Annotated in this window: 26 protein-coding genes and 3 pseudogenes; 16 read left to right on the top strand and 13 right to left on the bottom strand. The window is 48.1% G+C overall.

Annotation, left to right across the window (positions count from 1 at the left end; translation table 11 throughout):
* The 9 genes from FFT88_RS23025 to FFT88_RS23075 all read right to left on the bottom strand — a co-directional run.
* Positions 1-199 (bottom strand): DUF987 domain-containing protein (locus tag FFT88_RS23025; protein ID WP_135403738.1); only part of this gene is annotated, 199 nt, incomplete at its 3' end.
* A 68-nt stretch (positions 200-267) separates the two neighbouring features.
* Positions 268-744 carry a RadC family protein gene (locus FFT88_RS23030; RefSeq protein ID WP_135403760.1) on the bottom strand — a complete coding sequence of 159 codons (477 nt, stop codon included), beginning with the start codon at positions 742-744 and terminating at the stop codon, positions 268-270.
* Positions 745-759: 15 nt separating this feature from the next.
* Entirely contained in the window at positions 760-1,245 is a 486-nt protein-coding gene (locus tag FFT88_RS23035) for an antirestriction protein (protein ID WP_135403739.1), read from the bottom strand.
* Positions 1,246-1,336: 91 nt separating this feature from the next.
* Positions 1,337-2,155: a DUF932 domain-containing protein gene (locus tag FFT88_RS23040; protein ID WP_135403740.1), complete on the bottom strand. Its 819-nt coding sequence runs from the start codon at positions 2,153-2,155 to the stop codon at positions 1,337-1,339.
* Between the two features lie 99 nt (positions 2,156-2,254).
* The gene (locus FFT88_RS23050; RefSeq protein WP_135403761.1) at positions 2,255-2,476 is read right to left on the bottom strand and encodes a DUF905 family protein; all 222 of its coding nucleotides are present in this window, start codon (positions 2,474-2,476) and stop codon (positions 2,255-2,257) included.
* A gap of 74 nt (positions 2,477-2,550) precedes the next feature.
* Complete coding sequence (locus tag FFT88_RS23055) at positions 2,551-3,087, bottom strand: DUF4234 domain-containing protein (protein ID WP_001000101.1); 537 nt, start codon at positions 3,085-3,087, stop codon at positions 2,551-2,553.
* Positions 3,088-3,149: 62 nt separating this feature from the next.
* Positions 3,150-4,451 carry a hypothetical protein gene (locus FFT88_RS23060; RefSeq protein WP_167851590.1) on the bottom strand — a complete coding sequence of 434 codons (1,302 nt, stop codon included), beginning with the start codon at positions 4,449-4,451 and terminating at the stop codon, positions 3,150-3,152.
* 42 nt (positions 4,452-4,493) lie between these two features.
* Positions 4,494-5,174 carry a WYL domain-containing protein gene (locus tag FFT88_RS23070; RefSeq protein WP_135403742.1) on the bottom strand — a complete coding sequence of 227 codons (681 nt, stop codon included), beginning with the start codon at positions 5,172-5,174 and terminating at the stop codon, positions 4,494-4,496.
* A gap of 202 nt (positions 5,175-5,376) precedes the next feature.
* Entirely contained in the window at positions 5,377-6,261 is an 885-nt protein-coding gene (locus tag FFT88_RS23075; RefSeq protein ID WP_135403743.1) for a YfjP family GTPase, read from the bottom strand.
* Here FFT88_RS23075 and FFT88_RS23080 point away from each other — a divergent pair.
* A complete protein-coding gene (locus FFT88_RS23080; protein WP_105462326.1) occupies positions 6,255-6,449 on the top strand; it encodes a hypothetical protein in 195 nt (64 codons plus the stop codon). The genes FFT88_RS23075 and FFT88_RS23080 overlap by 7 nt on opposite strands.
* Positions 6,450-6,469: 20 nt before the next feature.
* On the opposite strand, the gene FFT88_RS23085 is transcribed toward FFT88_RS23080, so the two are convergent.
* Positions 6,470-7,489: a hypothetical protein gene (locus tag FFT88_RS23085; RefSeq protein WP_135403744.1), complete on the bottom strand. Its 1,020-nt coding sequence runs from the start codon at positions 7,487-7,489 to the stop codon at positions 6,470-6,472.
* 1,772 nt (positions 7,490-9,261) lie between these two features.
* Here FFT88_RS23085 and FFT88_RS23100 point away from each other — a divergent pair.
* A complete protein-coding gene (locus FFT88_RS23100) occupies positions 9,262-9,993 on the top strand; it encodes an inovirus Gp2 family protein (RefSeq protein ID WP_105288943.1) in 732 nt (243 codons plus the stop codon).
* Positions 9,994-10,059: 66 nt separating this feature from the next.
* On the opposite strand, the pseudogene FFT88_RS23105 reads toward FFT88_RS23100, so the two are convergent.
* Positions 10,060-10,400, bottom strand: a pseudogene (locus tag FFT88_RS23105) (integrase core domain-containing protein); the annotation flags it as partial.
* A 107-nt stretch (positions 10,401-10,507) separates the two neighbouring features.
* Positions 10,508-11,452 (bottom strand): DNA-binding transcriptional regulator DsdC, encoded by a 945-nt coding sequence (gene dsdC, locus FFT88_RS23110; RefSeq protein ID WP_105288942.1) that lies wholly within the window; start codon positions 11,450-11,452, stop codon positions 10,508-10,510.
* Positions 11,453-11,668: 216 nt separating this feature from the next.
* On the opposite strand from dsdC, the gene dsdX reads away from it, so the two are divergent.
* From dsdX to FFT88_RS25715, 8 genes and pseudogenes are all read left to right on the top strand, one after another.
* Complete coding sequence (gene dsdX / locus FFT88_RS23115; protein WP_135403746.1) at positions 11,669-13,006, top strand: D-serine transporter DsdX; 1,338 nt, start codon at positions 11,669-11,671, stop codon at positions 13,004-13,006.
* A 17-nt stretch (positions 13,007-13,023) separates the two neighbouring features.
* Positions 13,024-14,354: pseudogene (gene dsdA / locus FFT88_RS23120) on the top strand (D-serine ammonia-lyase).
* Positions 14,355-15,529: 1,175 nt separating this feature from the next.
* On the top strand, positions 15,530-16,096 hold the full coding sequence (locus FFT88_RS23125) for an inovirus-type Gp2 protein (RefSeq protein WP_001126808.1): 567 nt from the start codon (positions 15,530-15,532) through the stop codon (positions 16,094-16,096).
* Between the two features lie 257 nt (positions 16,097-16,353).
* On the top strand, positions 16,354-16,926 hold the full coding sequence (locus FFT88_RS23130) for a hypothetical protein (protein ID WP_135403747.1): 573 nt from the start codon (positions 16,354-16,356) through the stop codon (positions 16,924-16,926).
* A 68-nt stretch (positions 16,927-16,994) separates the two neighbouring features.
* Positions 16,995-17,225 carry an AlpA family transcriptional regulator gene (locus FFT88_RS23135; RefSeq protein ID WP_000958491.1) on the top strand — a complete coding sequence of 77 codons (231 nt, stop codon included), beginning with the start codon at positions 16,995-16,997 and terminating at the stop codon, positions 17,223-17,225.
* 28 nt (positions 17,226-17,253) lie between these two features.
* Positions 17,254-17,382 (top strand): hypothetical protein, encoded by a 129-nt coding sequence (locus tag FFT88_RS25875; RefSeq protein ID WP_276609671.1) that lies wholly within the window; start codon positions 17,254-17,256, stop codon positions 17,380-17,382.
* A gap of 115 nt (positions 17,383-17,497) precedes the next feature.
* Positions 17,498-17,998, top strand: coding sequence for a hypothetical protein (locus FFT88_RS23140; RefSeq protein WP_001543293.1), 501 nt, complete (start codon positions 17,498-17,500; stop codon positions 17,996-17,998).
* Between the two features lie 88 nt (positions 17,999-18,086).
* A pseudogene (locus tag FFT88_RS25715) lies at positions 18,087-18,209 on the top strand (DNA-binding protein); the annotation flags it as partial.
* A 322-nt stretch (positions 18,210-18,531) separates the two neighbouring features.
* On the opposite strand, the gene FFT88_RS23145 reads toward FFT88_RS25715, so the two are convergent.
* Complete coding sequence (locus FFT88_RS23145; protein WP_071600476.1) at positions 18,532-18,738, bottom strand: FaeA/PapI family transcriptional regulator; 207 nt, start codon at positions 18,736-18,738, stop codon at positions 18,532-18,534.
* 573 nt (positions 18,739-19,311) lie between these two features.
* Here FFT88_RS23145 and FFT88_RS23150 point away from each other — a divergent pair.
* From FFT88_RS23150 to FFT88_RS23175, 6 genes are all read left to right on the top strand, one after another.
* Positions 19,312-19,611 carry an adhesin biosynthesis transcription regulatory family protein gene (locus FFT88_RS23150; RefSeq protein ID WP_135403748.1) on the top strand — a complete coding sequence of 100 codons (300 nt, stop codon included), beginning with the start codon at positions 19,312-19,314 and terminating at the stop codon, positions 19,609-19,611.
* A 7-nt stretch (positions 19,612-19,618) separates the two neighbouring features.
* A complete protein-coding gene (locus FFT88_RS23155; RefSeq protein WP_135403749.1) occupies positions 19,619-20,161 on the top strand; it encodes a type 1 fimbrial protein in 543 nt (180 codons plus the stop codon).
* Between the two features lie 56 nt (positions 20,162-20,217).
* The gene (faeD, locus tag FFT88_RS23160; protein ID WP_135403750.1) at positions 20,218-22,620 is read left to right on the top strand and encodes a F4 (K88) fimbrial usher FaeD; all 2,403 of its coding nucleotides are present in this window, start codon (positions 20,218-20,220) and stop codon (positions 22,618-22,620) included.
* Positions 22,613-23,404, top strand: a complete 792-nt coding sequence (gene faeE, locus FFT88_RS23165; RefSeq protein WP_135403751.1) for a F4 (K88) fimbrial chaperone FaeE — start codon at positions 22,613-22,615, stop codon at positions 23,402-23,404. Before faeD ends, faeE begins: the two co-directional genes overlap by 8 nt.
* Before the next feature lie 34 nt (positions 23,405-23,438).
* Entirely contained in the window at positions 23,439-23,930 is a 492-nt protein-coding gene (faeF, locus tag FFT88_RS23170) for a F4 (K88) fimbria minor subunit FaeF (RefSeq protein WP_135403752.1), read from the top strand.
* A 239-nt stretch (positions 23,931-24,169) separates the two neighbouring features.
* The gene (locus FFT88_RS23175) at positions 24,170-25,021 is read left to right on the top strand and encodes a hypothetical protein (RefSeq protein ID WP_167851591.1); all 852 of its coding nucleotides are present in this window, start codon (positions 24,170-24,172) and stop codon (positions 25,019-25,021) included.
* The last annotated feature ends 10 nt before the right edge of the window (positions 25,022-25,031 follow it).

The following is a 25,031-nucleotide window of genomic DNA, read 5'->3' on the forward strand; positions in this document are numbered from 1 at the left end:
ACCGGACATACGGGCCAAAACTGTCCTTACGGCGTTCAGCAAACACGGCCAGCACACCGGGAATATCCTGCACTTCACGACCGGTATACGTTTCAGCACTGCCGTGCCAGCGGTACTTACCGGTACAGAACGGAAAAAGACGGGATGCAGGATTCTGTTGGTGAATACGCATGGCTTCACCACGGGTGATAATTTTCATGATGGGATACCTCTGAAGACAGAAGATAAAAGTGAAAACAAGTGTGATGTGGTTGTGATGGTGACGGGTTAAAGCAGACCGTGTTCAGCAAAGGAGAAAACCTGGCTGCCACCGATTATCAGATGGTCCGGCACCCGGATATCCACCAGGGCCAGTGCCTGTACCAGACGTTCCGTAATAAGGCGGTCAGCCTTACTGGGGGGGACTTCACCTGACGGGTGATTGTGCGCCAGCACCACGGCAGCGGCATTGTGGTACAGGGCACGTTTAATTACCTCCCGGGGATGAACTTCCGTGCGGTTGATGGTGCCGGTGAAGAGGGTTTCACCGGCAATCAACTGATTCTGGTTGTTCAGATACAGCACCCGGAACTCTTCCCGCTCCAGTCCCGCCATGTTCAGAATCAGCCACTCCCGTGCCGCATGCGTGGAGGTGAAGGCCACGCCGGGTTCATGAAGATGGCGGTCCAGGGTTTTCAGGGCCCGCTGAATGAGGCTGCGCTCGCCGGGCGTCATCGCTCCGGGCAGAAAGGAAAGCTGTTGCATTATGCTTCTCTCCATTCAGTCGATGATGCGCATAATGGCGCTGCATTCCGGATGCTGCAGGGCGTAATCCCGCAACCGATAATAATGGACCGTCATGGCATAATTCTCTGTACGACAGGCGTGATGACTGTACGCCATCAGACAGGCGGCAATGCCGGCAGCTTCCGGGCTCATTTCAGCGCGGTTACCGTTCATGGCATTGAACAGTATCCAGGTTTCTCCATCATCTTCATCCGGTTCAGGTGCTATAAATGCGCCACCGTTGTTCAGGGTGTACAGATTCCAGATACCACCGCAGTAGTCTTCACACAGACGGTCCATCCAGCCGAAGATACGGGGCTCCAGGGTCACCCACTGTGGAATGAGGCCAAAATGCTGCGGCCAGAAGCTGATACGTTGTTCATCAGGGACGAGGCTGGCAACCAGCTGAGGATGGTTATTCCCTGATGCAGCGGTTACGGAAACAGAAGGTGTGATGGAGTTATGCGAAAAGGTTGTCATGAGATTATTCCTTCTAAAAAGTAAATGAATGGAAGAATGCCCGGGGAAAGGGACAGACGTGAGTCAGGGCTGCACTTTCAGGGAAACAGCATCAGCGCATGCTCTCCAGCAGCGTTTCTGCCATCACCCACAATGCGCGATTGAGCTTAATGTCCGTGTCGATGCTGTGAATGGCACGGGTGTGGATACGTTTTCCTCTGGCACTGCGACCGGAAATCCCGCCTTTCAGCATATTCTCCTGGATGGTCTGATAAGCACTCCACAGGTCCTTACCGTAATCCTCCCGGCGTCGTGGCGTCAGGATGTCGGCGGTGGTGACCGGCTGATGTTCATCACCATAACGGTAAGTCAGTGCCGCCTGTGCCAGCGCCTGACGTGCCGGTAGCGGCAGAACCAGAGACTGCATGGCATCACGCTTTTCCTCAATCCGGTCAAACACGCCCACCACCTCGTAAGCCCCTTCAATGACTCTGTCCACCACATTTCCCCGGTGTGGAACACGCACTTCCCCCAGAGCCTGACCACAGACGCAGCCGTTCTGGCAGACGAACCTGAAGTAACCCGGCAGCATCTGGTAGCTGGAGGTACCGTCATGGGAGTTCAGCAGGATGATTTCAGGGACATGTTGTCCGTTTATCTCCCCGTCACGGCGCAGACGCAGCATGTGTTTGGTATACCCCCGGCGGCCCGGGTCACGTACGCGGGTCTGGCAGGCAAAGAAGGGCTGAAAGCCTTCCCGCTGCAGGCTTTCCAGCACGGTGATGGTGGGGATCCAGGTATAGTTCTCGCTTCTGGATGTGTGCTTATCTTCCCCGAATACGCTGGGGACGACCTGCATCAGTTCTTCGCGAGTTAAGGGGCGGTCACGGCGTATCTGGTTCGCATAACCAAAACGACTTGCTAATCGCATGATTTGCTCCTTATTGGTGGTTAAGATTTACTGGTGTAATAAATGAAAAAGCCACGTCTCCCGGAGAAGACGCGGCCTGATGGACGAAATTAATGAGGTTTATTGTCTGAGAAGCCCTTCACTGGCGAGCCCCGCATTAAGCTGTTTTCCGGCATCGGGTTCAGAATTCCGGCAGCACCAGCGTAGCTGACATTCAGCATTGTGGATAACCAGCCGGAAATGCGTTCCCTGGTCATTTTCGATAAACACATTGCGATAAGCTGTTGTGATGGCAACCGCCTGCTCTTGAGAGAAAGGGCCTTCGGATATTAAACAGAACATATGCTCTGCAGAAGAAATCAGAGAAAACGCCACCAGTCGGTGGCGCCAGTAATGAAATAAATGCAAAGGATATATTACTGAGGTGAGTTATCCCGGGGGCGGGAGTCAGGTTCACCATAAATTATCCGGTGTTTTGCCAGCGATTCCGGCATGGCATTAATACAATAATTGATGTAGAAAATGTGAAATAAAAATGTCCATACCGGGTTCATTTTTAATTCAAAGCGGAACTGTGTCAGTGCATATTGTTGCAGAGCCGCTCTGGCTCTGAAAGCCCAGATGATGGTGAGGATAATCCAGACCAGTGAGACCAGCGTGGCAATACCGTACATGGTTTCAGCACCGCGACTGTAACCATAGACGTCACCGTATTCGTCGATCTGAACCGGAAAAGCCATTTTCAGCATGGCGGATATTCCCAGGCATACTGCCATCCAGATAATCATTGCAGAAGAGGAGAATCGCTGACGGGTTTCATCCATGATGGTGTCCTGATATTTATACAGCCACATCAGTGGATAAACACCATATGTGGCGGCTCCCAGTAATACCAGATGCCATGTGGATGTATTCAGTTTTTCTTTTAACGATGAAATAGTGGAATCATTCATCACGGTTTCCTTATCATTAATTACGTATGTGGAATTTTCAGAAATAAAATATTGTGTTGTTTTTAGCGGACTGCTTCTCCTCTCACAGTGTAACCTTCAATAAAATCAGCCATATCCTCGTTGTCTTTGTGGCTGTTGTCAGGGAACTGCTCAATGGTGAACAATTCAGAGAAAGTATTTCTGCAGTTCAGGGTGGCAATCCGGGTTCCCTGGTTAAACACGAGAATGCCATCAAATGCCGGTGTTTCTCCGTCGTAGCGCTGCACAACCACATAGTCGTATGAACCTTTATGAAAACGCAGATATTTCAGTTTTCCTTTACCCCGGTTAAGATCGCGCCAGTAATGAAAGGCACTGACGCCAAACATGCCTTCTTTTAATTCCAGCTCCAGCGTGCCGTCTTTTTTGAGAAGGTGGTAGGTATAGGGAAAACCATCCTGTGCAAGAGCAGACAGAGCCTTACCGTTTGTGAGCGTACAGTCTGCCAGTGCTGTCGCCGGGATCGCAGATTGCGAATCAGGTGCTGCTGGCCTGGCTTTTTCCGGTTCAGGGGGATTTTGCTTCCCGGACCCGGTATCGGTTTTCCCGGGAGAAGTGACGGTGGCATCGTAAGCCGGTGTCTGAATATGTGTATCCGGTGGATTGTTATCGGCGTCATTAAAACGCTTTGTCGTTGATGAATAGCCTGCCTGTTCGTTGGTGTAGCCGCCTGTAGGCATCCGTGATTTCTTACGCCATTCTCCATTCACTTTTTCATACCCGGATTCTGTCATCATCCGCTCCTGCAGACTGGTGATTTCTGTTTCAGGGGAGTGCGGTTGCCTGTCTCCGGAATACAGAAACTCGTCCAGTGTCATCTTTTTGTTCTTCCGGGCATCCGTGTGGCTGAGTGATTTCGGAATAAATGTCTTACAGGCTTCGGTGAAGTTACCTTTACGGAAAGTGGCCGTTTTCCCTTCAATGGTAACGGTTGCTCCCATGAAGTGTGTGAAAGCCGGTATGGCACGGGCTGCCATATCCGGCGCTGCACGGGGGGTATCCCCCAGCGTCACCATTCTGCGAAATCCCGTGGCGCTGTTACATACCATGAGAGATTTCCAGGTCTGGTCGTTGATTCTGGTAGTGATAAAGCGGGTTCCCAGAAAATCGAGATTATCCGGACATCCCTTGTCCATGCTCATAAAGACCATACCTTCATCAGAAATGAGGGCTGTTTCATTTCCTTCACTACTGATGGCCTGGCATGCGCCGTTTCTGATTTCCCAGTTGTCGGTAAAATAGTCGCAACCGGTAAGAACGGATATTGCCGAAGCTATCATCAGGGAATGACGTAATACCCGCATGTTCAGTTTTTTGTTCAGCATATTGTCTCCATACCTGTCGGAACGGCTTTGGCAGGCCGGCGATCACAGGTTAAAGGTGTTGATAAGTTTATGGATAAAAGGGAAATGTGGCAGAGCGGAGATAAAACGCTCTTCAGCGACCAGGCTGTGGATGTGGTCTCTCCGTTCAAACCGTTCTGATGTCAGGCTGACCGATTTGATGTCTGCCAGGGGAAAGACCCGCAGTTTTCCCATCTGTAACGCGATCAGATACCAGCTTCCGCTGTAATAAATGAGCCGGCAGGGTTCCAGTGACGGATACCATTGCTCAGTCACCAGCGAGATGTGGATGCACTGTCTTATTGCCAGGATGAGTTGCGAGAAACACTCGGGGAGTGTTGCAGTGATATCCGGCGCCGGTAGCCAGATAAGGCAGGGAGAGGGCTCCTGGTTGTCGGTAAGACAGGTTATCAGTCGCCCGTTCCGGAGCGGAAGTATCCGTGCGATCCCCGTATTCTGTATAAATGAAAGCATTTCAGGGATCGCGCCCGGGTTGCTCTGCCGTCTGAGACTGTACCGGCCATTTCTGTACTCTAAGTCCAGGTGAACCAGACGCTGATGAAAATCGCGCTGTAAGGTACGTTCTGTAACACCAAATTCATCTGACAGTGTTTTTAGTGACAGAGATTCTCCGGCCATCAGTCGGCTGATAATGAGTGATAAGCGAACCGCCAGGCGATCATGCCGGGAACGATTATCAGACATAGATGTGCACTCCGTAAGAAAACATCTTTTATTTCATGATGTTATTATGCATCATGATGTTGAAAGGATGTGTCGCATCCGAATAATCAGGAATAAAATGCAGCAGAAAAAATATTCCTTTAATTATCTGATTTTTAAGCAGGGTTTCATAAAAAGAAGAATGCTTGTTAATCCAGCGACACATCCTGTCGGCGTGAGTGTGTCAGAACAGACGATCCCACAGTGTGACCAGCAGGTGGATAATGCGGTCCCGGGCTTTACGCAGAAGCTGTAACATCCAGGCCGGAAAACTGAACCGGGCAACGGCAGCGTCAAAGCTTTTCCCGATGGCGTCACCAAAAGTCTGTTGTGCGTGTTTCTGGGCCTGTTCAGAGCGGTTTTCCCCCCGGATATGTGAATAAACCGCGCTGGTTGCCTGTGGTGGCAGTGCGTGGATCATCAGCGACACCAGTGCCGGAAGATTCCAGCCGACAGGTGCGGCAACGGGGAGTACCGGAAGTGATGAAGGGAACAGGGTTGCCACCCGGGCTGTTACTGTTGCCAGTGAGAGTTCCTGCTGACGGGACGGGCATTTTTCTGTGTCGTTCCATTCTTCAGCAGGAAACACGCGATCGGCATGGCTGAGAACAAACAGAAAACGCGAGGGATCTGCGCCTTCATTCAGTAAAAACTGATGCATGGCAATATCGGCAGCATACGCACGTTCATCAGCCCGCAGGATCCAGATAATCAGATCCAGCTCCGGCAGTAACTGACGATAAAGTGTTCTGTATTCCTGATCATGCTGCGGCGTCTCACCGATGCCGGGCAGATCGACCAGCGTCATTCTGCGTTCACCTAACTGAAGGGTAAGGCGATGAGCCTGACGGGTGCAGCCGTTCAGGGGATGCGTGGCACAGATACGGGACTGAAAAATAGCATTACACAGGCTGCTTTTGCCGGTGCCGGATTTACCCATAATGCCAATCACGGGTTCGTAATGAATAACGCTGCGGAGATGTTCAAGGATTTTCTGGCGAATTTCTTCAGGAAGAAACGTCAGATGTGATTTCACTTGCGCGGAGAGGGAAGAATGGCTGAATGACATACCGTTATCCTGTTGATTTCACTGAACCAGATCACACTAATCCGGCTTATCATTCAGGTAATATGGGCGTGAAAAAATCTGGAGTAATGCTGCAGCATAAGCTAACAAAAAGAATATGTCGAAATACTAATCATTGGGGGAATGAAAAAGATAAAAATAATTTGTCAGCGGCCCATCATGAATCCTGACGAACCGCACAGAAACAAAATCATTTCTCCTGAAACAATTCTCTGTAATGCTGGCTGATTAATTTTTCCAGTATATCACTTATACGCATATCGTAATGTTCAGCTAACTCATCCAGTTGTATTTTTGTCTTTATTTTCAAATAAGTATTTAATGCTTTTTTATCAACACGTGTTTCACGAAGCTTTTTCTGATTCCACGCTTTATTAAGATTCATCAAAAGTAGTTTTTTGCTGTCATCGTCACCTTCCCAAAGATCAAATGTTGCACGTACAGCCAGTAGTTTTTCTGCATGATTAAGAGGCGTTGTATTTTGAACAAAATTGTATGTGGCATTAGGCCCCCACATCGTGAGGGGATGATTGCTAAAGTATTTTTTTATAAAATCCCACGCCCATGATACAACATCCTCCTGATCTGGTAGCCATTTGACAGGGAGAGGTTTTTGATATATTAGCCTCCACTTGTTTTTGAAGTTGATAATTATCTGTTTCTTGAGTAGTGGACAAAGAGTTATATAATTTTTATCTGGTGTATGGAAAATGTCACTTAAGTGATCAAAAAAACGGATAATACGTTCAAATCTTTTATTATGTGTGTCTGGAATATCATGAAAACCAAGATAGATATATTCATTATGATATTGTTGGAGTTTTCCTGACGACATAGAAGGATAATAGATATTGTCAGAGCCAGTGATCATCTGGTTGGAGATGATTGGAGTATGTAGTAAATAAGCACATATCCAAAAAGCTGCGCGTTCATCATTTTTAACCCAGTCAAATTCATCTAATGGCAGAATTTCTTTTTCTATTGCAGTTTCTATTTCCTTGCACAGGTTATCCTTGTCCTGTCCACTGATATTTGTGCTATCAAAGGCCTGAATTATTACCCTCTTACAACTTCTAATGTCGTTATAATAGTCAATGTTTTTGATAGCCATATTTTTCATGTATAGACATCTCAAAAAGAAATTGCAAACACGAATATCATTAATTCCTTTTAAATAATTCTCTATATCAAAGCGTACATTAAGGGGCATGTTTTTTCCTTTTATCATAAACTACGTAGTGGTTTTCTTGCGTTTTTATTGTACATAGTTTATGGTTTTCATGTCACGAAAAAAGTTTTCTTGTAGTCATATCATGGTTTTCAGTTTGTAAAACTGAATGGATTATGAGGTTTTTTGATGGTTTTCTGGTCGTTAAAAATCTAGTTTATGCGGTAAAAGTCTGCTGTTTCCGCCATCTGCAAATGATTATAGATGAGCCTGCTGGGGCGTTCTGGCATAAAGAATCGCTCAGTAGAAACCTGAGTGGACAGTATGTGAGCAGGGGATGGAATAAGAATACCTGGCAGTGACGGTGTCATAAAGCAAACAGACTGATATGGAGAAGAACAGAGAGTCATCTGGATTAAGCGTTGATTATATCGTGTATTCCAGCATTACTCTGATATTAATGTATAGCGGAGGAGGTGTTTACTTGTCATCTTGTTGGTTCTTGTCTTTATATCTGGTATGTGGTTTTAATTTTCTGATGCTGGTTGTGAAATTCTATATGACAGGGTAAAGATGAAATGAGAATGTGTTATATGCGGGGCTATGAAAGGGTACGTAAGTCATTGGTATTGTTGTTATCCGGATGCTGAACTGATACAGTCATTTTGCTACGGATGTTTTTTACGATGTTGAACGTGGTGTCAGGGAAATAATTCCAGAGTAAATCGGTTCTGTTTTCAGAACAGGAAACGTCATGCCGGTCGTAAAAGCGAGAAATCAATATTCGGTCTGCATGGATGTGTGGAAGAGTTGAGAATGTCGGTATGATACTATATACACGTATTTTTTATTAAGTTTTTTACCAGACATACACGTATTTTCATAAACACTTCTACAAGTGTTTTCATTAAGTATTGCTATACACATTGTTTTGTCTGATACACATCCAGTTTAGTAAATTTGTTAGTCCTGTTTTTACGATAGCTAAAATCAGTTAACGTCACTACAAAACTCCCTGTCCTGTTTAAGCAGTCAATATGCTATTCGATTTTACTGATCTTACATTTAATCTTTTATGAGTTTTCGTGTTTTTAGTCGTTAACCTGAGACAAGTATCTTTATGTAAAAACGCAAATCCGACTGAGATAACCTGGCGTGATTTACGGTGTGCTTACGACGATTTTGTTAAATGGTTTTATGGATTATTTTGTAACGATGAGATTGATAAGGTGATTAACTGGTCCTGGTGTTTTTTCTCAGTGCAAGGTGATTATCTTCATCATAAGGCTCTTTTCAGAAAAAGCGTGATGATTGGTTTTGGTGTTTTGATTCAGATGAGGTTTACGTTATCGCGGTTAATCGTTTTTATGGTGCGTAGTGAAAAGTAACGTTTTCAGGATAAGAAAATCGATTCTGATGTTGGTGGTTTTTGTTCTTGGGGCGGGGTTGTCTGTAACCAGGTTTTAAGCGTGCCATTTCGCATCTGCGATTGAGTGATGTTTAAGCCGTAGGTTTTGGTGTTGTTGTTGATTCACAGCAGCAGAAAGCGTTCTGATTGCGTTTTTGGTGTTTTGTTTGCACGTTCTGTGGATCCGTTTCCTTTCTGACTTTTTTCGTCGTCCATGTCGTTTTTAAAAACCATTTATGCCGTTGTTGTGTGTTTTACCCTGTGTGTAGGTTTATCTTTTCTTCGTGGGGGATTCATTCTGTTTTAATCAGGAGCCATTGGCGTTGCTCAATGGCGGGATGCCGTAAAGTTTTACCGCGGTGATTAATGATGTGAAGTCAATCCAAATCAACGGAGATCTCTCATCATGAATCAACCAATACACAATGCTTACTGGTTATCCCGTTTTGAAAGTATTCTCAACAGTGCCCTGGCACAACACCGTGCCGTCTCGTTAATCCGGGTGGATTTACGTTTCCCTGAGTATATGCCTGCCACCATCATGGATACCGATTTAGATTCAGCGGTGATTTCTCGTTTTTTCGAATCCCTGAAAGCAAAAATTCAGGCTTACCAGCGGAAAAAACGACGTGCCAACAAGCGTGTGCGTGCAACCACTCTGCGTTATTTCTGGTGTCGGGAGTTTGGCAAGGAAAAAGGCAGGAAACATTATCACGTGATATTACTGCTCAACAAAGATACCTGGTGCTCGCCAGGGGATTTCACCGTTCCTTCTTCGCTGGCGACGCTGATCAAGCTGGCATGGTGTAGTGCTCTGCATCTTGAGCCCTGGCAGGGTAATGGACTGGTTCATTTTTCCAGGCGGACGCCTTTCCGTAAACCGACATCATCTGATGCTCCCCCTTCTTCCGATGATACGCCTTTGTCGGGTGGATGTTCTGATACCCGGAAGGATTCTGACAAAAAGCCGGGTGGATCCGCTGTGCTCTGGGTCACGCGTGGTGATGTGGAAGCGATGCAGAAAGCCATGGAGAGAGCCCGTTATCTCGTGAAGTATGAGACGAAGCAGCATGACGGTTCAGGTCAACGTAATTATGGTTGCAGTCGTGGACCGGGGCGTCTACTGGATGGCAGGTGAACCCTGTAAAACGGCATCCGGTGCCAGAGTGTATGTCACAGTAAGGGCGTGGTTGACGCCCTTAGCTCATTTTCTGAAAAAGTCGTCCTGAAGTAATGCAATGGTATTGTCATTTGCTTCCGCTCGCATGATAAGCTTTTCCGCTTCTGCCGGAGGGATGTGCCACAGCCTTTCCAGTAAACGTCGATTGTTATACCAGTCCACCCACGTTAGTGTGGCCAGTTCCACTTCTGCACGATTTTTCCAGCTCTTATGGTGTATTCCGCTTTGTAAAGATCATTGATGCTCTCCGCCATCGCGCTGCCATACGAGTCGCCTGTACGCCCTGTTGATGCTTGCAATCCGGCCTCCTTAAGCTGCTGTGTGTAGATCCCTGATACATACTGAGAACCTTTATCACTGTGATGGGCTGTGCCGTACAAATGACGGAGCGCAATGTCTACGGCCCGGTACATCCGACACCAATGTTGTTTTCATGGCAATGAGCCCTTCCATATTGTCGGTATCCCCGGTATCACTGATACTGACAAGACGGACATACCTGTTCTCTTAACCAGGTAATAAATGCCTCAATTTTTGGCCACTGCCTGCCCGGTAATGTGGTGATGTAATAATGCTGATGGCATTTCACCGTCATATCGCCAAACGGCGCGACGAGCTCACCACTGGCAAGCCTTTTTTGTACCAGACGTTTCCTTCCCATCGCCACCCCAATATGATTCATCGCGGCGATAACGGCTAAATCAGAGCGATCAAAGCCAATTCCAGAAGATGTCGGCAAATTAACCGCATAATGTTGCGCCCAACTATGCCATTCATCCGTACCGGAGTCGTTGCTCCATGCCTGTCTGTCATGGAGCAACGTACAGTGGCGAAGATTAATTACAGTGTTGGTTAAAGCATGTCTTTGAGCGTATTCCGGGCTACAAACTGGCAGGATTTCTTCATCCATCAGAAAGTGATGAGTCAGTTGCGCTGACGGCGCATCATCAAAGTAGATCGCCAAATCGATTCCGGCACGTTGCAGATTGACATTGTCATTACCAGTGAGCACGGTGAGCGAAATAGACGGATATCGGCGTGTAAAGTCACCTAATGCGGGCACCAACCAGCATTGGGCGATAGAGGGCCGGGAATACAGAGTTAACGTTCCCGATAACTCCTGATTTTTGATATCAAGAATTTCCTGGTTCAGGGTATCCAGCGACGATTTAAGCGTCCAATAAACGCGTTTTCCCTCGGGCGTTAATTCCACTTTGCGATGGGAACGAACAAACAACTGAATACCCAATTCTTCTTCCAGCTGATTGATACGGTGACTTACCGCACTGGGGCTCAGCGACAATTCCTCTGCCGCCAGGGCGAAGGATTGATGCCTGGCTGCCACTTCAAAAGTATGCAGTTTTGATAGTTGCCAGCCGTTAAGCAGTCGATTTCTTATTTCACGAAGGGGCTCCATAATCACCTCATTTTTCTCTTAAGTGTAAAAAATAGCGGCAAAATTTCAGCCGTAAGGTGAGCTAAAGTGAATCATATCTCAATTCACCTTCATTTTTAGATATAAATCACTCCCTTGATGCAATTTAGCTCATGTGAAAGGCAAATTTCATCGTTTGTCAGCCTGCGTTGTTTTTTTGTCCAATATCATCAGGTTAATCACAGGGGAAGGTGAGATATGCACTCTCAAATCTGGGTTGTGAGCACGCTGCTTATCAGCATTGTGTTAATTGTACTGACCATCGTGAAGTTCAAATTCCACCCGTTTCTGGCGCTGTTGCTGGCCAGCTTCTTCGTGGGAACGATGATGGGCATGGGGCCACTGGATATGGTAAATGCTATTGAAAGTGGAATTGGCGGAACGCTGGGGTTCCTCGCTGCGGTTATCGGCCTTGGCACGATACTGGGAAAAATGATGGAAGTATCCGGGGCCGCAGAAAGAATTGGTCTGACACTTCAGCGTTGCCGCTGGCTTTCAGCTGATGTCATTATGGTACTGGTTGGCCTGATTTGCGGCATCACGCTGTTTGTTGAAGTGGGCGTTGTGCTATTGATTCCTCTGGCTTTTTCAATTGCCAAAAAAACCAATACCTCATTGTTAAAGCTGGCCATTCCGCTGTGTACCGCATTGATGGCAGTGCACTGCGTGGTTCCCCCACATCCGGCTGCTTTATATGTTGCCAATAAGCTTGGCGCAGATATCGGTTCGGTGATCGTCTACGGTTTGCTGGTTGGGCTGATGGCATCACTGATCGGTGGCCCACTTTTCCTTAAATTTCTGGGTCAACGACTGCCCTTTAAACCTGTACCCACAGAGTTTGCCGATCTCAAAGTTCGCGATGAAAAAACACTACCGTCATTAGGCGCAACGTTATTCACCGTACTGCTACCCATTGCGCTGATGTTGGTTAAAACGATTGCCGAATTGAATATGGCGCGTGATAGTGGTTTGTATAGCTTGCTTGAGTTTATTGGCAACCCTGTCACTGCCATGTTTATCGCCGTGTTTGTCGCCTATTATGTGTTGGGTATACGTCAGCATATGAGCATGGGGACAATGCTCACACACACGGAAAATGGCTTCGGTTCTATTGCTAATATTTTGCTGATTATCGGGGCCGGAGGCGCATTCAACGCCATTTTAAAAAGCAGCAGTCTCGCTGATACGCTGGCAGTTATTCTCTCCAATATGCATATGCACCCGATTCTTCTGGCCTGGTTGGTGGCACTTATTCTGCATGCTGCGGTGGGCTCCGCTACCGTGGCAATGATGGGGGCAACGGCGATTGTTGCACCCATGCTGCCGCTGTATCCCGACATCAGCCCGGAAATTATTGCGATTGCTATCGGTTCAGGTGCGATTGGCTGCACGATCGTTACGGACTCGCTTTTCTGGCTGGTGAAGCAATATTGCGGCGCTACGCTCAATGAAACATTTAAATACTATACGACAGCGACATTTATCGCTTCAGTCGTCGCTCTGGCGGGCACATTCCTGCTGTCATTTATCATCTAAGCGCAAAGAGACGTACTATGGAAAACGCTAAAATGAACTCGCTCATCGCCCGGTATCCGTTGGTAAAGGATCTGGTTGCTCTTAAAGAAACCACCTGGTTTAATCCTGGCACGACCTCACTGGCTGAAGGTTTACCTTATGTTGGCCTGACCGAACAGGATGTTCAGGACGCCCATGCGCGCTTATCCCGTTTTGCCCCCTATCTGGCAAAAGCATTTCCTGAAACTGCTGCCACTGGGGGAATTATTGAATCAAAACTGGTTGCCATTCCGGCTATGCAAAAACGGCTGGAAAAGGAATATCAACAACCGATCAGTGGGCAACTGTTACTGAAAAAAGACAGCCATTTGCCCATTTCCGGCTCCATAAAAGCACGCGGCGGGATTTATGAGGTCCTGGCACATGCAGAAAAACTGGCTCTGGAAGCGGGATTGCTGACGCCTGAAGATGACTACAGCAAACTGCTGTCTCCGGAGTTTAAACAGTTCTTTAGTCAATACAGCATTGCTGTGGGCTCAACCGGAAATCTGGGGTTATCAATCGGCATAATGAGCGCCCGCATTGGCTTTAAGGTGACAGTGCATATGTCTGCTGATGCCCGGGCATGGAAAAAGCGAAACTGCGCAGCCATGGCGTTACGGTCGTGGAATATGAGCAAGATTATGGTGTTGCCGTCGAGGAAGGACGTAAAGCAGCGCAGTCTGACCCGAACTGTTTCTTTATTGATGACGAGAATTCCCGCACGTTGTTCCTTGGGTATTCCGTCGCAGGCCAGCGTCTTAAAGCGCAATTTGCCCAGCAAGGCCGTATCGTCGATGCTGATAACCCTCTGTTTGTCTATCTGCCGTGTGGCGTTGGTGGTGGTCCTGGTGGTGTCGCATTCGGGCTTAAACTGGCGTTTGGCGATCATGTTCACTGCTTTTTTGCTGAACCGACGCACTCCCCTTGTATGCTGTTAGGCGTCCATACTGGATTACACGATCAGATTTCTGTCCAGGATATTGGTATCGACAACCTTACCGCAGCGGATGGCCTTGCAGTTGGTCGCGCATCAGGCTTTGTCGGACGGGCAATGGAGCGTCTGCTGGATGGCTTCTATACCCTTAGCGATCAAACCATGTATGATATGCTTGGCTTGTTGGCGCAGGAAGAAGGTATTTGTCTTGAACCTTCGGCACTGGCGGGTATGGCCGGACCTCAGCGCATGTGTGCATCAGTAAGTTACCAACAGATGCACGGTTTCAGCGCAGAACAACTGCGTAATGCCACTCATCTGGTGTGGGCGACGGGAGGTGGAATGGTGCCGGAAGAAGAAATGAAACAATATCTGGCTAAGGGCACTGGCTAAGGGGCATTAATGATTTTTTATGCCACATCGACTCTCTTTTTATGGGAGAATGATGTGGCTTAAAGATAGTTCATACTTTCTGTCGCTGACAAAAGATGCTGTTCAGGTCTGAGTAAGAAAGAGTTTATCTTATTTTTCTGTAAGGAAATGGTTCTGTCATGAGCAGATTCTGAACGGATTTTTTCTCATTTTTACTCATCAAACAAGGATGATTTTAATTTAGGTTTATTACTATTATTATACTCACTCCCTTTTTGATATAATCTCTATTGTTATTTACTTCCTGTCTTCACTCACTCTCAATCTTTACACATTCCATTAGTACTACTCTTGTTATCGTATTCACTCCATCCTTCAATCATATTTACTTTAACTCATATGATATTCAGATAAGTTATTCTCTACTACGCTATTGCTGATATCTATCTGTTTTCATCTTTAGTGAAACAGTAATTGATTTTAATCTTATCTATAATGAACTGTATTTGCTTGACGATGATTGTTGTTGACCTGAAGTGTTTTAACTATTCTGGTTGGAAACAATAATTCTGTTATCACTGATTAACCGAATGCTTACTCTTTGATAAGGTATCCATGATTCTGTAACGATTAACAGAGCTGGATAAACAACAGAATTAACAGAGTGAATTTCTGATTATATTTGTTGCTGGTTGTATTGTTTAAGATACTGGGTGAAAATTATCCATCCATGGTATGTTGTCTTATGCTATCGTGTACCCGTTAATGTTCATATCTTGAACATGAGTTGTTTTAACAGATTAAATGAGTGCGTATAAGTTTATCGGGTTACAGCTATTGTATTGGCCGTATACACGGTTTTTTAGAACCACTGAGAGTAAGTTATTAGTCGTAATATGTTTCTTGATCTCCTGAACGTGGGGTTTTAGCGCGTGTTTTGCAGTATTTCGTGATGTTTATTGATTCTGTATTTTATTCGCTCCTCGTGTATCTCATCTCTTTAGTTAACACCATCAGATAATCCATTTCTTTCTGCATAATGCTGCGTATCGTTAATAACCCGTCGTATCCATTCTGCTACAGCATGCCTGATAAATACTATCTGTAAGTTATTACCGTTTTAGATCTGATTATGAGCGAAAGCATTAATTCGCTCACAGAGCTTAAAACATCATTAACTTTCAGGAGTCATCAACATGCCTAAATCTTACACACCAAACTGGTTTTTTACCGCTTTACTTGACAATCACATCAATCAAATGATGGCACGCTATTCCTGCCTGCGGGCCTTACGCATGGATTTCTTCTACAGGAAAGATACGCCTGATTTCTTACAACCTGATCATCGCTGGCTTGAATTGCAGTTGCGTATGCTGCTGGAGCAGGTGGAACAATTTGAAAATATCGTTGGCTTCTTCTGGGTGATTGAATGGACGGCTGATCATGGTTTTCATGCGCATGCGGTTTTCTGGATCGATCGTCAAAGGGTTAAAAAAATATATCCCTTTGCGGAGCGGATTACGGAATGCTGGCGGTCTATTACGCATAACAGCGGTTCGGCACACCGCTGTACATATCAGTCGCATTATACATACAACATCAATATTCCTGTGCGCCACAACGATCCTGAAAGCATCGATAATATTCGCGGTGCCCTGCATTATCTGGCGAAAGAAGAACAAAAAGACGGGCTGTGTGCCTACGGCTGCAATGAAGTTCCTGAACGTCCTGCTGCAGGGCGTCCTCGTAAGCCTCACTTCTGAAGCTTAAGGCCTGAGCCTCCGCTCCTGGAAACACTCCGTCGGTAAAAACTTACCGCCTTGATTAATGATGTGAACCGAAGTCAACGGAGATCATTCATCCTGAACCTGTATCCGGTGTTCGCCCCTTGTCGGTGACCTGATCTTCCCGTTCTGTTTCGGTTCTTCACGTATTCCATCAACCCCATCCGCAAACCATAACACGTCAGCTCATTCACGGGCAGGACGCGTTGTGGGCTGCGCATAACGGAGCATATCTTATGAATGCTATTCCTTATTTCGACGATAGCCTTGCCCCCTTCTGGCCATCTTATCAGAGTAAAGTCATCGGCGTTCTTGAGCGTGCGCTGCGTGAGCAGTCCGGCTCCCGGGTACGGCGGATCCTGCTTCGTCTGCCATGTGAATATGACACTACCTTCAGCAGCAGAAAGACCTGGTTTGGTATGGACTTTATCGAAACTGTCAGTGCGCTGATGAATGCAACGCCCGGGCGTGACCTCTGCTGGCTCCTGACCCGTCATCCGGAAAAGCCGGAATACCACGTGGTGCTGTGCGTCAGACAGGAGTATTTCGACGGCCCCGAACTGGATCGGTTGATACTGGATGCCTGGAGTAATGTGCTGGGTTTCGCGTCACCGGGTGAAGCGGCACCGTACCAGAAGCAGATAACACGGGATGTGGTGCTGGACAGTCTTTCACCGGACTGCGAAGACATCCTCAAAGAGTTGATATGGGCGTTCAGTGATTTCGCCCGCGAGCGTCGTGGTGTGCGCGATCCGGAAGCCCGTTACCTCGCCGGTAATCCCTGGTATCCCGTAGCAGGCCAGCTCTGAAAGCACAGTTCAGCAGATTAATCCGCATTTGCACAACCTTTATAAATCTCACAAAGGACATTCTGACCATGTTGACCACAACAAGCCACGACAGCGTGTTGCTGCGTGCCGACGATCCCCTGATCGACATGAACTACATCACCAGTTTCACCGGCATGACCGATAAATGGTTTTACAAGCTGATCAGTGAAGGTCATTTCCCTAAACCCATCAAACTGGGGCGCAGCAGTCGCTGGTACAAAAGCGAAGTGGAGCAGTGGATGCAGCAGCGAATAGAGGAATCACGAGGAGCAGCATGAAACGTGTTGTGATGCCGGTACGCTGGCAATGTGCGAAATGCCGGCGCTGGTATTGTGGAAATCAGCCCTGTCCCTGGTGCTGGCGCTGACAACTCCCGCTCATCTTTCTGCTGACACCCTCTGGTCAGCCAACTGTTTGTCATCATTTCCTGACTGATTCGTCATTCCCTTCGTCCCGTCAGTCACTGGTGTTTGTATCGTACTGTGCCGGTGTTGATGTGCGCTTTCCGTGTGTCTGCACCGACTTAACAAAATTCAACAGGGATAAAATAGTGCAAATAACCGAAGCCTTACTTTCAGAGCCGGGGGAAATCCGGCGTTTTGTTCAGCAGGCGGTGGACCACTGGCCGCGTCTGCAGGCATTTCACTTCACGCTCCATTCGGCAGAAGGAAACATCAACGGGCAACAGATTCATGCATTCTGTACTTCCTTTTATGAACGTATTACTGAGCGTAATCACACGACCAGCCCATCATCGCCGGTGGTATTACGCTGGTTGCGGGAACAACATGGAGGAGCAACAATGCGATGCCTGTTGCTCCTCAGCCAGACAATCATTTGCCATCCGCGGGCCAGTGCCACAGTTGATAAAGAATGTTCGCAAGTGGTGGATTTATTGCAACAGACCTGGCGGGTGATAAGCGCTGGCGGACAATGTCGTGTGGAAAGGTGTTTTCGGGTTGCCCGGGGTGATACATCCGGCCAGTATGTTGCGTTAAAAACAGTTGCCCAGTCCCTGATGCCACTGGTTATTGCAACAATCACCCGGTGATGACCGGGTGAATCATCGACTCTTCCGTTAATTTTTACAGACTGATAAAGTTTTGTCTGCTGAATCTTTATACGGAATTCTTTTCAGTATGCGTACACGAATTGATTATCTGGCGGATAAATACTGTTTTACAGAGCTGAATGAATCCCCCCGTCTTCGCCGGCAGTGGCAGGATGTCCTGGAGGTGTATCGGCAGACAGAGGCCGGGCCATAGGAACACCTGCGTATTGCATTGTTGAATGTGGATTGCGTTGCCAGGGCTGAACTGTTTTTCGATGGGTGATTATCCAAACATCACTGCTAATGAGGCCGTCGATGCCCTCCGTCAGAAAAATTGCGGCGTTGGCAGTATTGACACTGCGGGATATCGCATCAGTAATCTGTATCTGTGAGTGGTATAAAAAGACACCTGGTTCTGCAATATTTCACACAACGCCGTAAAGTAACAATATAAGCACTCAGTTGTTAAACTCTGGTTACTTTTCAGGTGGCTAATAAATACAGGTTATGCTGAAAAAATGCATATTTTTTTATTAATGCTTTTCTGTTTCTCTGACCACCTCCCATAAAGTACGGGCACCACGACGAAGAGGTGTACGTCTTATTTTTCCCTCTTTTTCAAGACACATAAGGTAATGGCGGGCCTGATAAGCGCTCATGTCAAAATGTGAAGAAACGTCAGCCGTTCTGCATGGCGTGTTTATCTCCTGAATAAAAGACAGTATCTGCTTTTTCTTCATTTCTGTTTACATCCGTATCTGTGATATTCATTTATTATAATCTGCTTCTGGCTCTGAATTCCTCCTCTCTTCCCACTTTTTCTTACATAAAATCCATTATAAATCATCATTGTAACATTTTGATTACAGTGTTTCTGGTAATTGAATGCATCATTAAGTCACAGATGATTGTGTGTATATTTCCTTCTGTTCTTTTAATTTCTTACTTTAATATTTGCTGTGATTTTAAATTCATTTTTTATATGAAAAATGTGATCTGTTTTTTGATGAAAATCTAAATTAACACAAAAAGTTCATTCAGAATTCAATATCGATGGTCACAAAAACGACGATCTTTTTATCTGTATTTTTGTGAGTTTTTGGGTTGTTATTCTGTGTTGGCGGCTGTGTGTGGTTGTTTGCACCGTTTTATGTGGCTATTTTGGTTATAAAGATCGCGAAAATGATATTTTTTGGCATAAAACACCGTGATAATCTTTTGGCAGGAGGCAGGGCGGCACCAGTGTAAATACATTTGTGTTATCCGGAGCTATGCCGTCTCTTTGTCTGGTTATATTTCTGGAATAGATGGAAATGAGCGACAGTTATCTGTATCTGACCAAGAAGCACGGGCGTGCTTTATCACCCGGAAAAATGTCGGAGCATCATTTCTGGTTGCTGACTGAAATCTCTCCGGTTCACAGTGAAAAAGTTATTAATGCGCTCAGGGATTTCCTGGTTTTTGGTTACACCCGAAAAGAAGCCTGTGAGCGACACAGTGTTTCTCCGGGGTATTTTTCCGGGGCGCTGAATCGTTTTCAGCGAATCAGTCAGACGGTGGACAGATTAGTTCCTTTTTACCTGTCAGAGACCCGTTCGCCATATTCGGGGTGATAACCGCATGAAAAATTTATCGCTTTCAGTACTTCTGCTTCTGGCAGGGGGCGGGGTTTCTCACGCCGCTGTTCAGAAAACCGTATTCAGTGCTGACGTGGTGGCTTCGGCCTGTCATGTGGTGGTGGATGCGGACAGCACCGGCAACAGTGGTCGGCTGACATTCGGGACTTACCGCAAGTCCACGGGGGTGTCTGTGCCTCCGCGTGACTTTACTGTGCGTCTGTATGAGTCCGGTGCCACGGTTCAGGGCTGCTCAGCCTTTCAGGCAGGGCAGGTCGCCACCCTGGATTTTGGTAACCCGGGACAGCTGGATGCAGGGGGCGTGGTCACCCGCGGTGCCGGTGATGGTATTCGCGTGGATGTGCGGGCGGTGGATGCACAGGCTGATTATCGCGGACGTCTGACTCAGGACAGTCATTCGGTGAATTACCCGGTGGAGTTTGCTGCTAAAGGACAGTTTCGTTTTCGTGCGCAGCCGGTGTTTCCGGCGAACGTGAAGGCGGGGGAATACACGGGTGCGCTGACCTTTGTGGTCACGTATCAGTAACGGAGAAAAGGATTGTGTGTGCAGGAAAGAAGGTAGCCGCAGAGCCGGTTTCATCCGTGTTTTTCCGTCGGGCCGCACTTGCGCTTGCCGTATCAGCTGCTTTTGCCAGTGCCACAGGTATTGCAGGTGAAAAACTGGATATGTCCTTTATCCAGGGTGGTGCCGGGGTTAATCCGGAAGTCTGGGCAGCCCTGAACGGCAGCTATGCGCCAGGGCGTTATCTGGTTGACCTGTCCCTGAACGGGAAGGAGGCCGGAAAACAGATACTGGATGTGACACCACAGGACAGTAATGAACTGTGTCTGACAGAGGCATGGCTGACGAAGGCCGGGATTTACGTCAGTGCAGATTACTTTCGTGAGGGATATGACGCCACACGACAGTGCTATGTGCTGACAAAAGCCCCGTCAGTGAAGGTGGATTTTGATGTTTCCACCCAGAGTCTGGCGCTGTCCATTCCCCAGAAGGGGCTGGTGAAGATGCCGGAGAACGTGGACTGGGATTACGGAACCAGTGCATTTCGCGTGAACTATAACGCGAACGCCAACACCGGTCGCAATAACACCTCGGCCTTTGGTTCTGCGGACCTGAAAGCCAATATCGGGCACTGGGTGGTGAGCTCTTCGGCCACGGCCAGCGCGGGTGACAGCGGAGAAAGCTCCGCCACGATAAATATGTTTACAGCAAGCCGTGCCATTCGTCTGTTAAGCGCAGACCTTCTGGTCGGGAAGACGTCCACCGGTGACAGCATGCTGGGCAGCACGGGAACGTACGGGGTGTCACTGAGCCGGAACAACAGCATGAAGCCGGGCAACCTGGGGTACACCCCGGTGTTCAGCGGCATTGCGAACGGGCCGTCGAGGGTAACCCTGACACAGAACGGGCGCTTGCTGTATTCAGAAATGGTGCCTGCCGGGCCGTTCTCCATCACAGATGTACCGTTGTACACCAGTGGGGATGTGACCATGAAGGTTACCGGTGAGGACGGGCGTGAGCAGACCCAGGTCTTTCCGCTGGCGGTGATGAATGGTCAGCTGAGTCCGGGAGAGCATGAGTTTAACCTGGCTGCAGGTCTGCCTGACGATGACAGTGATATGGATGGTGCGGTGTTTGCAGCGTCATACGGTTATGGTCTGGAGAATCTGACACTGCGTACGGGGCTGGTATTTAACCAGGACTGGAAAGGTGCCAGTGCCGGTATGGTGGTGGGGCTTGGCTGGCTGGGGGCTGTGTCAGTTGATGGGGCATATGCATCAGCGAAATATCGCGATGGCAGCCACAGCGGTAACAAGGTGCAACTGGCCTGGAGCAAACAACTGGAAACCACCAACACGGGTCTGCGCCTGAGCTGGTCACGACGAAGTGAAGAATACGAAGACATGTCTTCCTTTAATCCGTCGGAAGTGTACAGCCAGGTGAACCAGGGGCGCCGGGTGAAGGATGAGTGGAGTGCCGGTATCAGTCAGCCTGTGGGTGGACTGTTCAGTCTGTCACTATCCGGCTGGCAGCGGAGTTATTACCCGGCCTCTGCAATCAGTGCTCACCGCCAGCAAAAGGACAGCGGTAAGGAGAGAGGGGTGACCGGCACGCTGAGCACGCAGATTGAAGGTGTTGGCGTGAACCTTAGCTGGACCGGTTCGCGGAATGCGGAAGGTGAAAATAACTGGTCAGCATCCGCTTCTGTTTCGGTGCCGTTCATGTTGCTTGACCGTCGTTACAGCAGCAGCACTTCGGTGAGCACGAGTAAAGACGGTGGCACAGGCTTCAGTACGGGGCTTTCCGGCTCGCTGAATGACCGCTTCAGCTATGGTTTTGGTGGTGGTCGTGACAGCGATGGCGGTACCAGCAGTTATCTGAACGCGTCGTACAGCGGTGACCGGGCTTATCTGAGTGGGGCTCTGAACCAGTCATCATCCGGAGGCACCAGTGGCTCTGTGTCAGCGAGTGGCTCTGTACTGGCAGTGCCGGCGGCGAAAGACATTATGTTCAGCCGCACGACCGGTGACACTGTGGCAGTGGTGAACGTGAAGGATACACCCGGAGTGAAGGTGACGTCCGGTGACGGACAGACAAACAGTGATGGCAACCTGGTGGTGCCGCTGAACAGCTATGACTGGAACACTGTGACGATTGATGCGGGCACGCTGCCGCTGAGCACCGAGCTGACGAACACCAGTCAGAAGGTGGTGCCGACGGACAAGGCGGTGGTCTGGATGCCATTTGATGCCCTGAAAGTTAAGCGTTACCTGCTGCAGGTGAAGCAGCGTAACGGTGAGTTTGTGCCGGGGGGAACCTGGGCACGTGACAGCAAGAACACGCCGCTGGGCTTTGTGGCCAACAATGGTGTGCTGATGATTAACACGGTGGATGCGCCGGGTGATATCACCCTGGGGCAGTGCCGGATACCTGCGGCGAAACTGCAGGATACTGAGAAACTACAGGAGATTACGTGTGAGTAAGCGTAACGCAGTAACGACGTTTTTCACCAACCGGGTGACGAAAGCGCTGGGGATGACACTGGCGCTGATGATGACCTGTCAGAGTGCGATGGCTTCCCTGGCGGCAGACCAGACCCGCTATATCTTTCGCGGTGACAAGGATGCGCTGACCATCACGGTCACCAACAATGATAAGGCGCGCACCTTTGGTGGTCAGGCCTGGGTGGACAATATCGTGGAGAAGGACACCCGTCCGACCTTTGTGGTTACGCCGTCCTTCTTCAAGGTGAAGCCGAATGGTCAGCAGACGCTGCGTATCATCATGGCCTCGGACCATCTGCCGAAGGATAAAGAGTCGGTGTACTGGCTGAACCTGCAGGATATTCCGCCGGCTCTGGAGGGCAGCGGTATTGCAGTGGCGCTGCGCACGAAGCTGAAGCTGTTCTATCGTCCGAAGGCCCTGCTGGAGGGGCGCAAGGGGGCTGAAGAGGGCATCAGCCTGCAGAGCCGCCCGGATGGCAGGACCATGCTGGTGAACACCACGCCGTACATTTTTGCGATTGGCAGCCTGCTGGACGGAAACGGGAAGAAAATTGCCACGGATAACGAGACGGCACAGAAACTGCTGATGTTCATGCCGGGTGATGAAGTACAGGTGAAAAGCAATGTTGCGAAGGTGGATTCCCTGAATGACTGGGGCACGCTGCAGGTCTGGACCATTAACCAGAAAAAGACTGCAGCCCCTTCCGGGCAGAAGACATCTGATTCGCCGGTTAATCCGTCTGATAAGGCAGATAAAAAATAATCGCCCTCCGGAACACGGAACAGAGGGGTAATAAATGAAGAAAACAATGATGGCAGTCGCCCTGGCCCTGAGTGCACTCAGTATTCAGTCAGCACTGGCCGCTGAATACAGCGAGAAAACGCAGTATCTGGGGGTGGTGAACGGTCAGGTGTCAGGTAACAGTGTGGTGAAGGTGACCCGCACACCGACAGACCCGGTGCTGTACCGCTCAGGCAGTAACAGCCCGTTGCCTGCAGAGCTGATAATCCGGCATGCAGAAAGCCGCCCGGCTTCCGGCGGACTGGCAAACATCACGGTGAAACAGACTCTGCCGGATAACGGGGAAGCCCGCATCACTCTGAAGACGGCCCTGATGGTTGACGGAAAGAGAGTGGCACTCAGTGCCAGACAGCAGGGTGAGGATGTGGTGATAACCGTACCTGAGGCACAGAAGCTGGTTGAGTTAAGAACGGATGCACCGGCAGAGCTGGAAGTCCCGGTCAGTTACCGGGGAAATCTGCAGATAGCGCTGCAGGTGGAAGACTGAGAATTCATCTCCGACGACAAATGCAATACATCCGTGACTCCGGAATGAGTCAGATTGGTAAAGGGATTTACCGTCTTTTTAAACGGGAATAACGTAAAGCTATTCTGAGTTAAACACTGTGTTTAATGAAATGCGGTTATTTAAATGAATCCGCAGGGGATAGTTTTGCGGTAATTCCGGAAAAAATAAGGATTACCGATTTCAGTTTATTATTTATGAAATATCAAGGAATTTATTTTATGAAAAAAACTCTGATTGCACTGGCTGTGGCTGCCTCTGCTGCAGTATCCGGCTCTGCTATAGCTGGTCTGGGTAACTTTGACGCTGGTAATACTCATGGTGAAATCAAATTTGCCGGTATTATCACTAAGCCATCCGTTGAAAATGTGTGGGTTTGGGCTATTGGTGAGGGATACGATAACTATTCACATAGAACAAATGATTTAACTGAGGCTGGCACTGCATTAACTGTTACGGCTGTAGATAATATGCCTCTCCTGGTGGGTAAAACCAATAATGCCTTTCAGGGAGCGCGGAATATGGCTCCTCAGGTTGCATTCAGTGACTTTAAAGGAAGGATTACACCTGTGTGGAATACTTCTGTTGATGACGGTTCAGGTACTATGAAACTGGCGGTTCGTGATGATCAGCAACGGGAAATTGGTGCAATGACCCTGAATGTTAAAGCAGTTGCCGTCATGAGTGCTGGGAACCTGGACGGTGATCCGGTGATACAAACGGACCGTCTCTGGGTAGAGGACCCAAGTTATGCGTTTTATAATGCTGCTTCCAGCAAAGTCAAAACAAAGACAGTTGCCAATAATATATTGAGTTCCTTTGGTGCTCCGGTTATTAGTGATTTACTGGCTCAGGTAAGAGCGTTTAGTTCAAATATGTCGGGGGCGACAGGTGGCGATAATGAGATACTGCGCAGTAATGCTACCAGATTTGATTCGTCGACTGACGCTTATGCTAGTTCTTACGCATTAGGTATTCCTGTCGGTAACACTTTTAAAATTAAATTCAACAGAATGATTAACGCTGACACCCAGTGGGAAGCTCCGTTGGGCATTCAGATTACCTATAGTTAATTGATATTGG

Origin of the sequence: Escherichia sp. E4930, assembly GCF_005845405.1 — a bacterium.
GTDB lineage: Bacteria > Pseudomonadota > Gammaproteobacteria > Enterobacterales > Enterobacteriaceae > Escherichia.

Bases quoted from the DNA above. Each gene is read 5' to 3' on its own strand.
- FFT88_RS23030 (WP_135403760.1), bottom strand. From the start codon at position 744: ATGCAACAGCTTTCCTTTCTGCCCGGAGCGATGACGCCCGGCGAGCGC.
- FFT88_RS23035 (WP_135403739.1), bottom strand. From the start codon at position 1,245: ATGACAACCTTTTCGCATAACTCCATCACACCTTCTGTTTCCGTAACC.
- FFT88_RS23040 (WP_135403740.1), bottom strand. From the start codon at position 2,155: ATGCGATTAGCAAGTCGTTTTGGTTATGCGAACCAGATACGCCGTGAC.
- FFT88_RS23050 (WP_135403761.1), bottom strand. From the start codon at position 2,476: ATGTTCTGTTTAATATCCGAAGGCCCTTTCTCTCAAGAGCAGGCGGTT.
- FFT88_RS23055 (WP_001000101.1), bottom strand. From the start codon at position 3,087: ATGAATGATTCCACTATTTCATCGTTAAAAGAAAAACTGAATACATCC.
- FFT88_RS23060 (WP_167851590.1), bottom strand. From the start codon at position 4,451: ATGCTGAACAAAAAACTGAACATGCGGGTATTACGTCATTCCCTGATG.
- FFT88_RS23070 (WP_135403742.1), bottom strand. From the start codon at position 5,174: ATGTCTGATAATCGTTCCCGGCATGATCGCCTGGCGGTTCGCTTATCA.
- FFT88_RS23080 (WP_105462326.1), top strand. From the start codon at position 6,255: ATGACATACCGTTATCCTGTTGATTTCACTGAACCAGATCACACTAAT.
- FFT88_RS23075 (WP_135403743.1), bottom strand. From the start codon at position 6,261: ATGTCATTCAGCCATTCTTCCCTCTCCGCGCAAGTGAAATCACATCTG.
- FFT88_RS23085 (WP_135403744.1), bottom strand. From the start codon at position 7,489: ATGCCCCTTAATGTACGCTTTGATATAGAGAATTATTTAAAAGGAATT.
- FFT88_RS23100 (WP_105288943.1), top strand. From the start codon at position 9,262: ATGAATCAACCAATACACAATGCTTACTGGTTATCCCGTTTTGAAAGT.
- dsdC (WP_105288942.1), bottom strand. From the start codon at position 11,452: ATGGAGCCCCTTCGTGAAATAAGAAATCGACTGCTTAACGGCTGGCAA.
- dsdX (WP_135403746.1), top strand. From the start codon at position 11,669: ATGCACTCTCAAATCTGGGTTGTGAGCACGCTGCTTATCAGCATTGTG.
- FFT88_RS23125 (WP_001126808.1), top strand. From the start codon at position 15,530: ATGCCTAAATCTTACACACCAAACTGGTTTTTTACCGCTTTACTTGAC.
- FFT88_RS23130 (WP_135403747.1), top strand. From the start codon at position 16,354: ATGAATGCTATTCCTTATTTCGACGATAGCCTTGCCCCCTTCTGGCCA.
- FFT88_RS23135 (WP_000958491.1), top strand. From the start codon at position 16,995: ATGTTGACCACAACAAGCCACGACAGCGTGTTGCTGCGTGCCGACGAT.
- FFT88_RS25875 (WP_276609671.1), top strand. From the start codon at position 17,254: ATGTGCGAAATGCCGGCGCTGGTATTGTGGAAATCAGCCCTGTCCCTG.
- FFT88_RS23145 (WP_071600476.1), bottom strand. From the start codon at position 18,738: ATGAAGAAAAAGCAGATACTGTCTTTTATTCAGGAGATAAACACGCCA.
- FFT88_RS23150 (WP_135403748.1), top strand. From the start codon at position 19,312: ATGAGCGACAGTTATCTGTATCTGACCAAGAAGCACGGGCGTGCTTTA.
- FFT88_RS23155 (WP_135403749.1), top strand. From the start codon at position 19,619: ATGAAAAATTTATCGCTTTCAGTACTTCTGCTTCTGGCAGGGGGCGGG.
- faeF (WP_135403752.1), top strand. From the start codon at position 23,439: ATGAAGAAAACAATGATGGCAGTCGCCCTGGCCCTGAGTGCACTCAGT.
- FFT88_RS23175 (WP_167851591.1), top strand. From the start codon at position 24,170: ATGAAAAAAACTCTGATTGCACTGGCTGTGGCTGCCTCTGCTGCAGTA.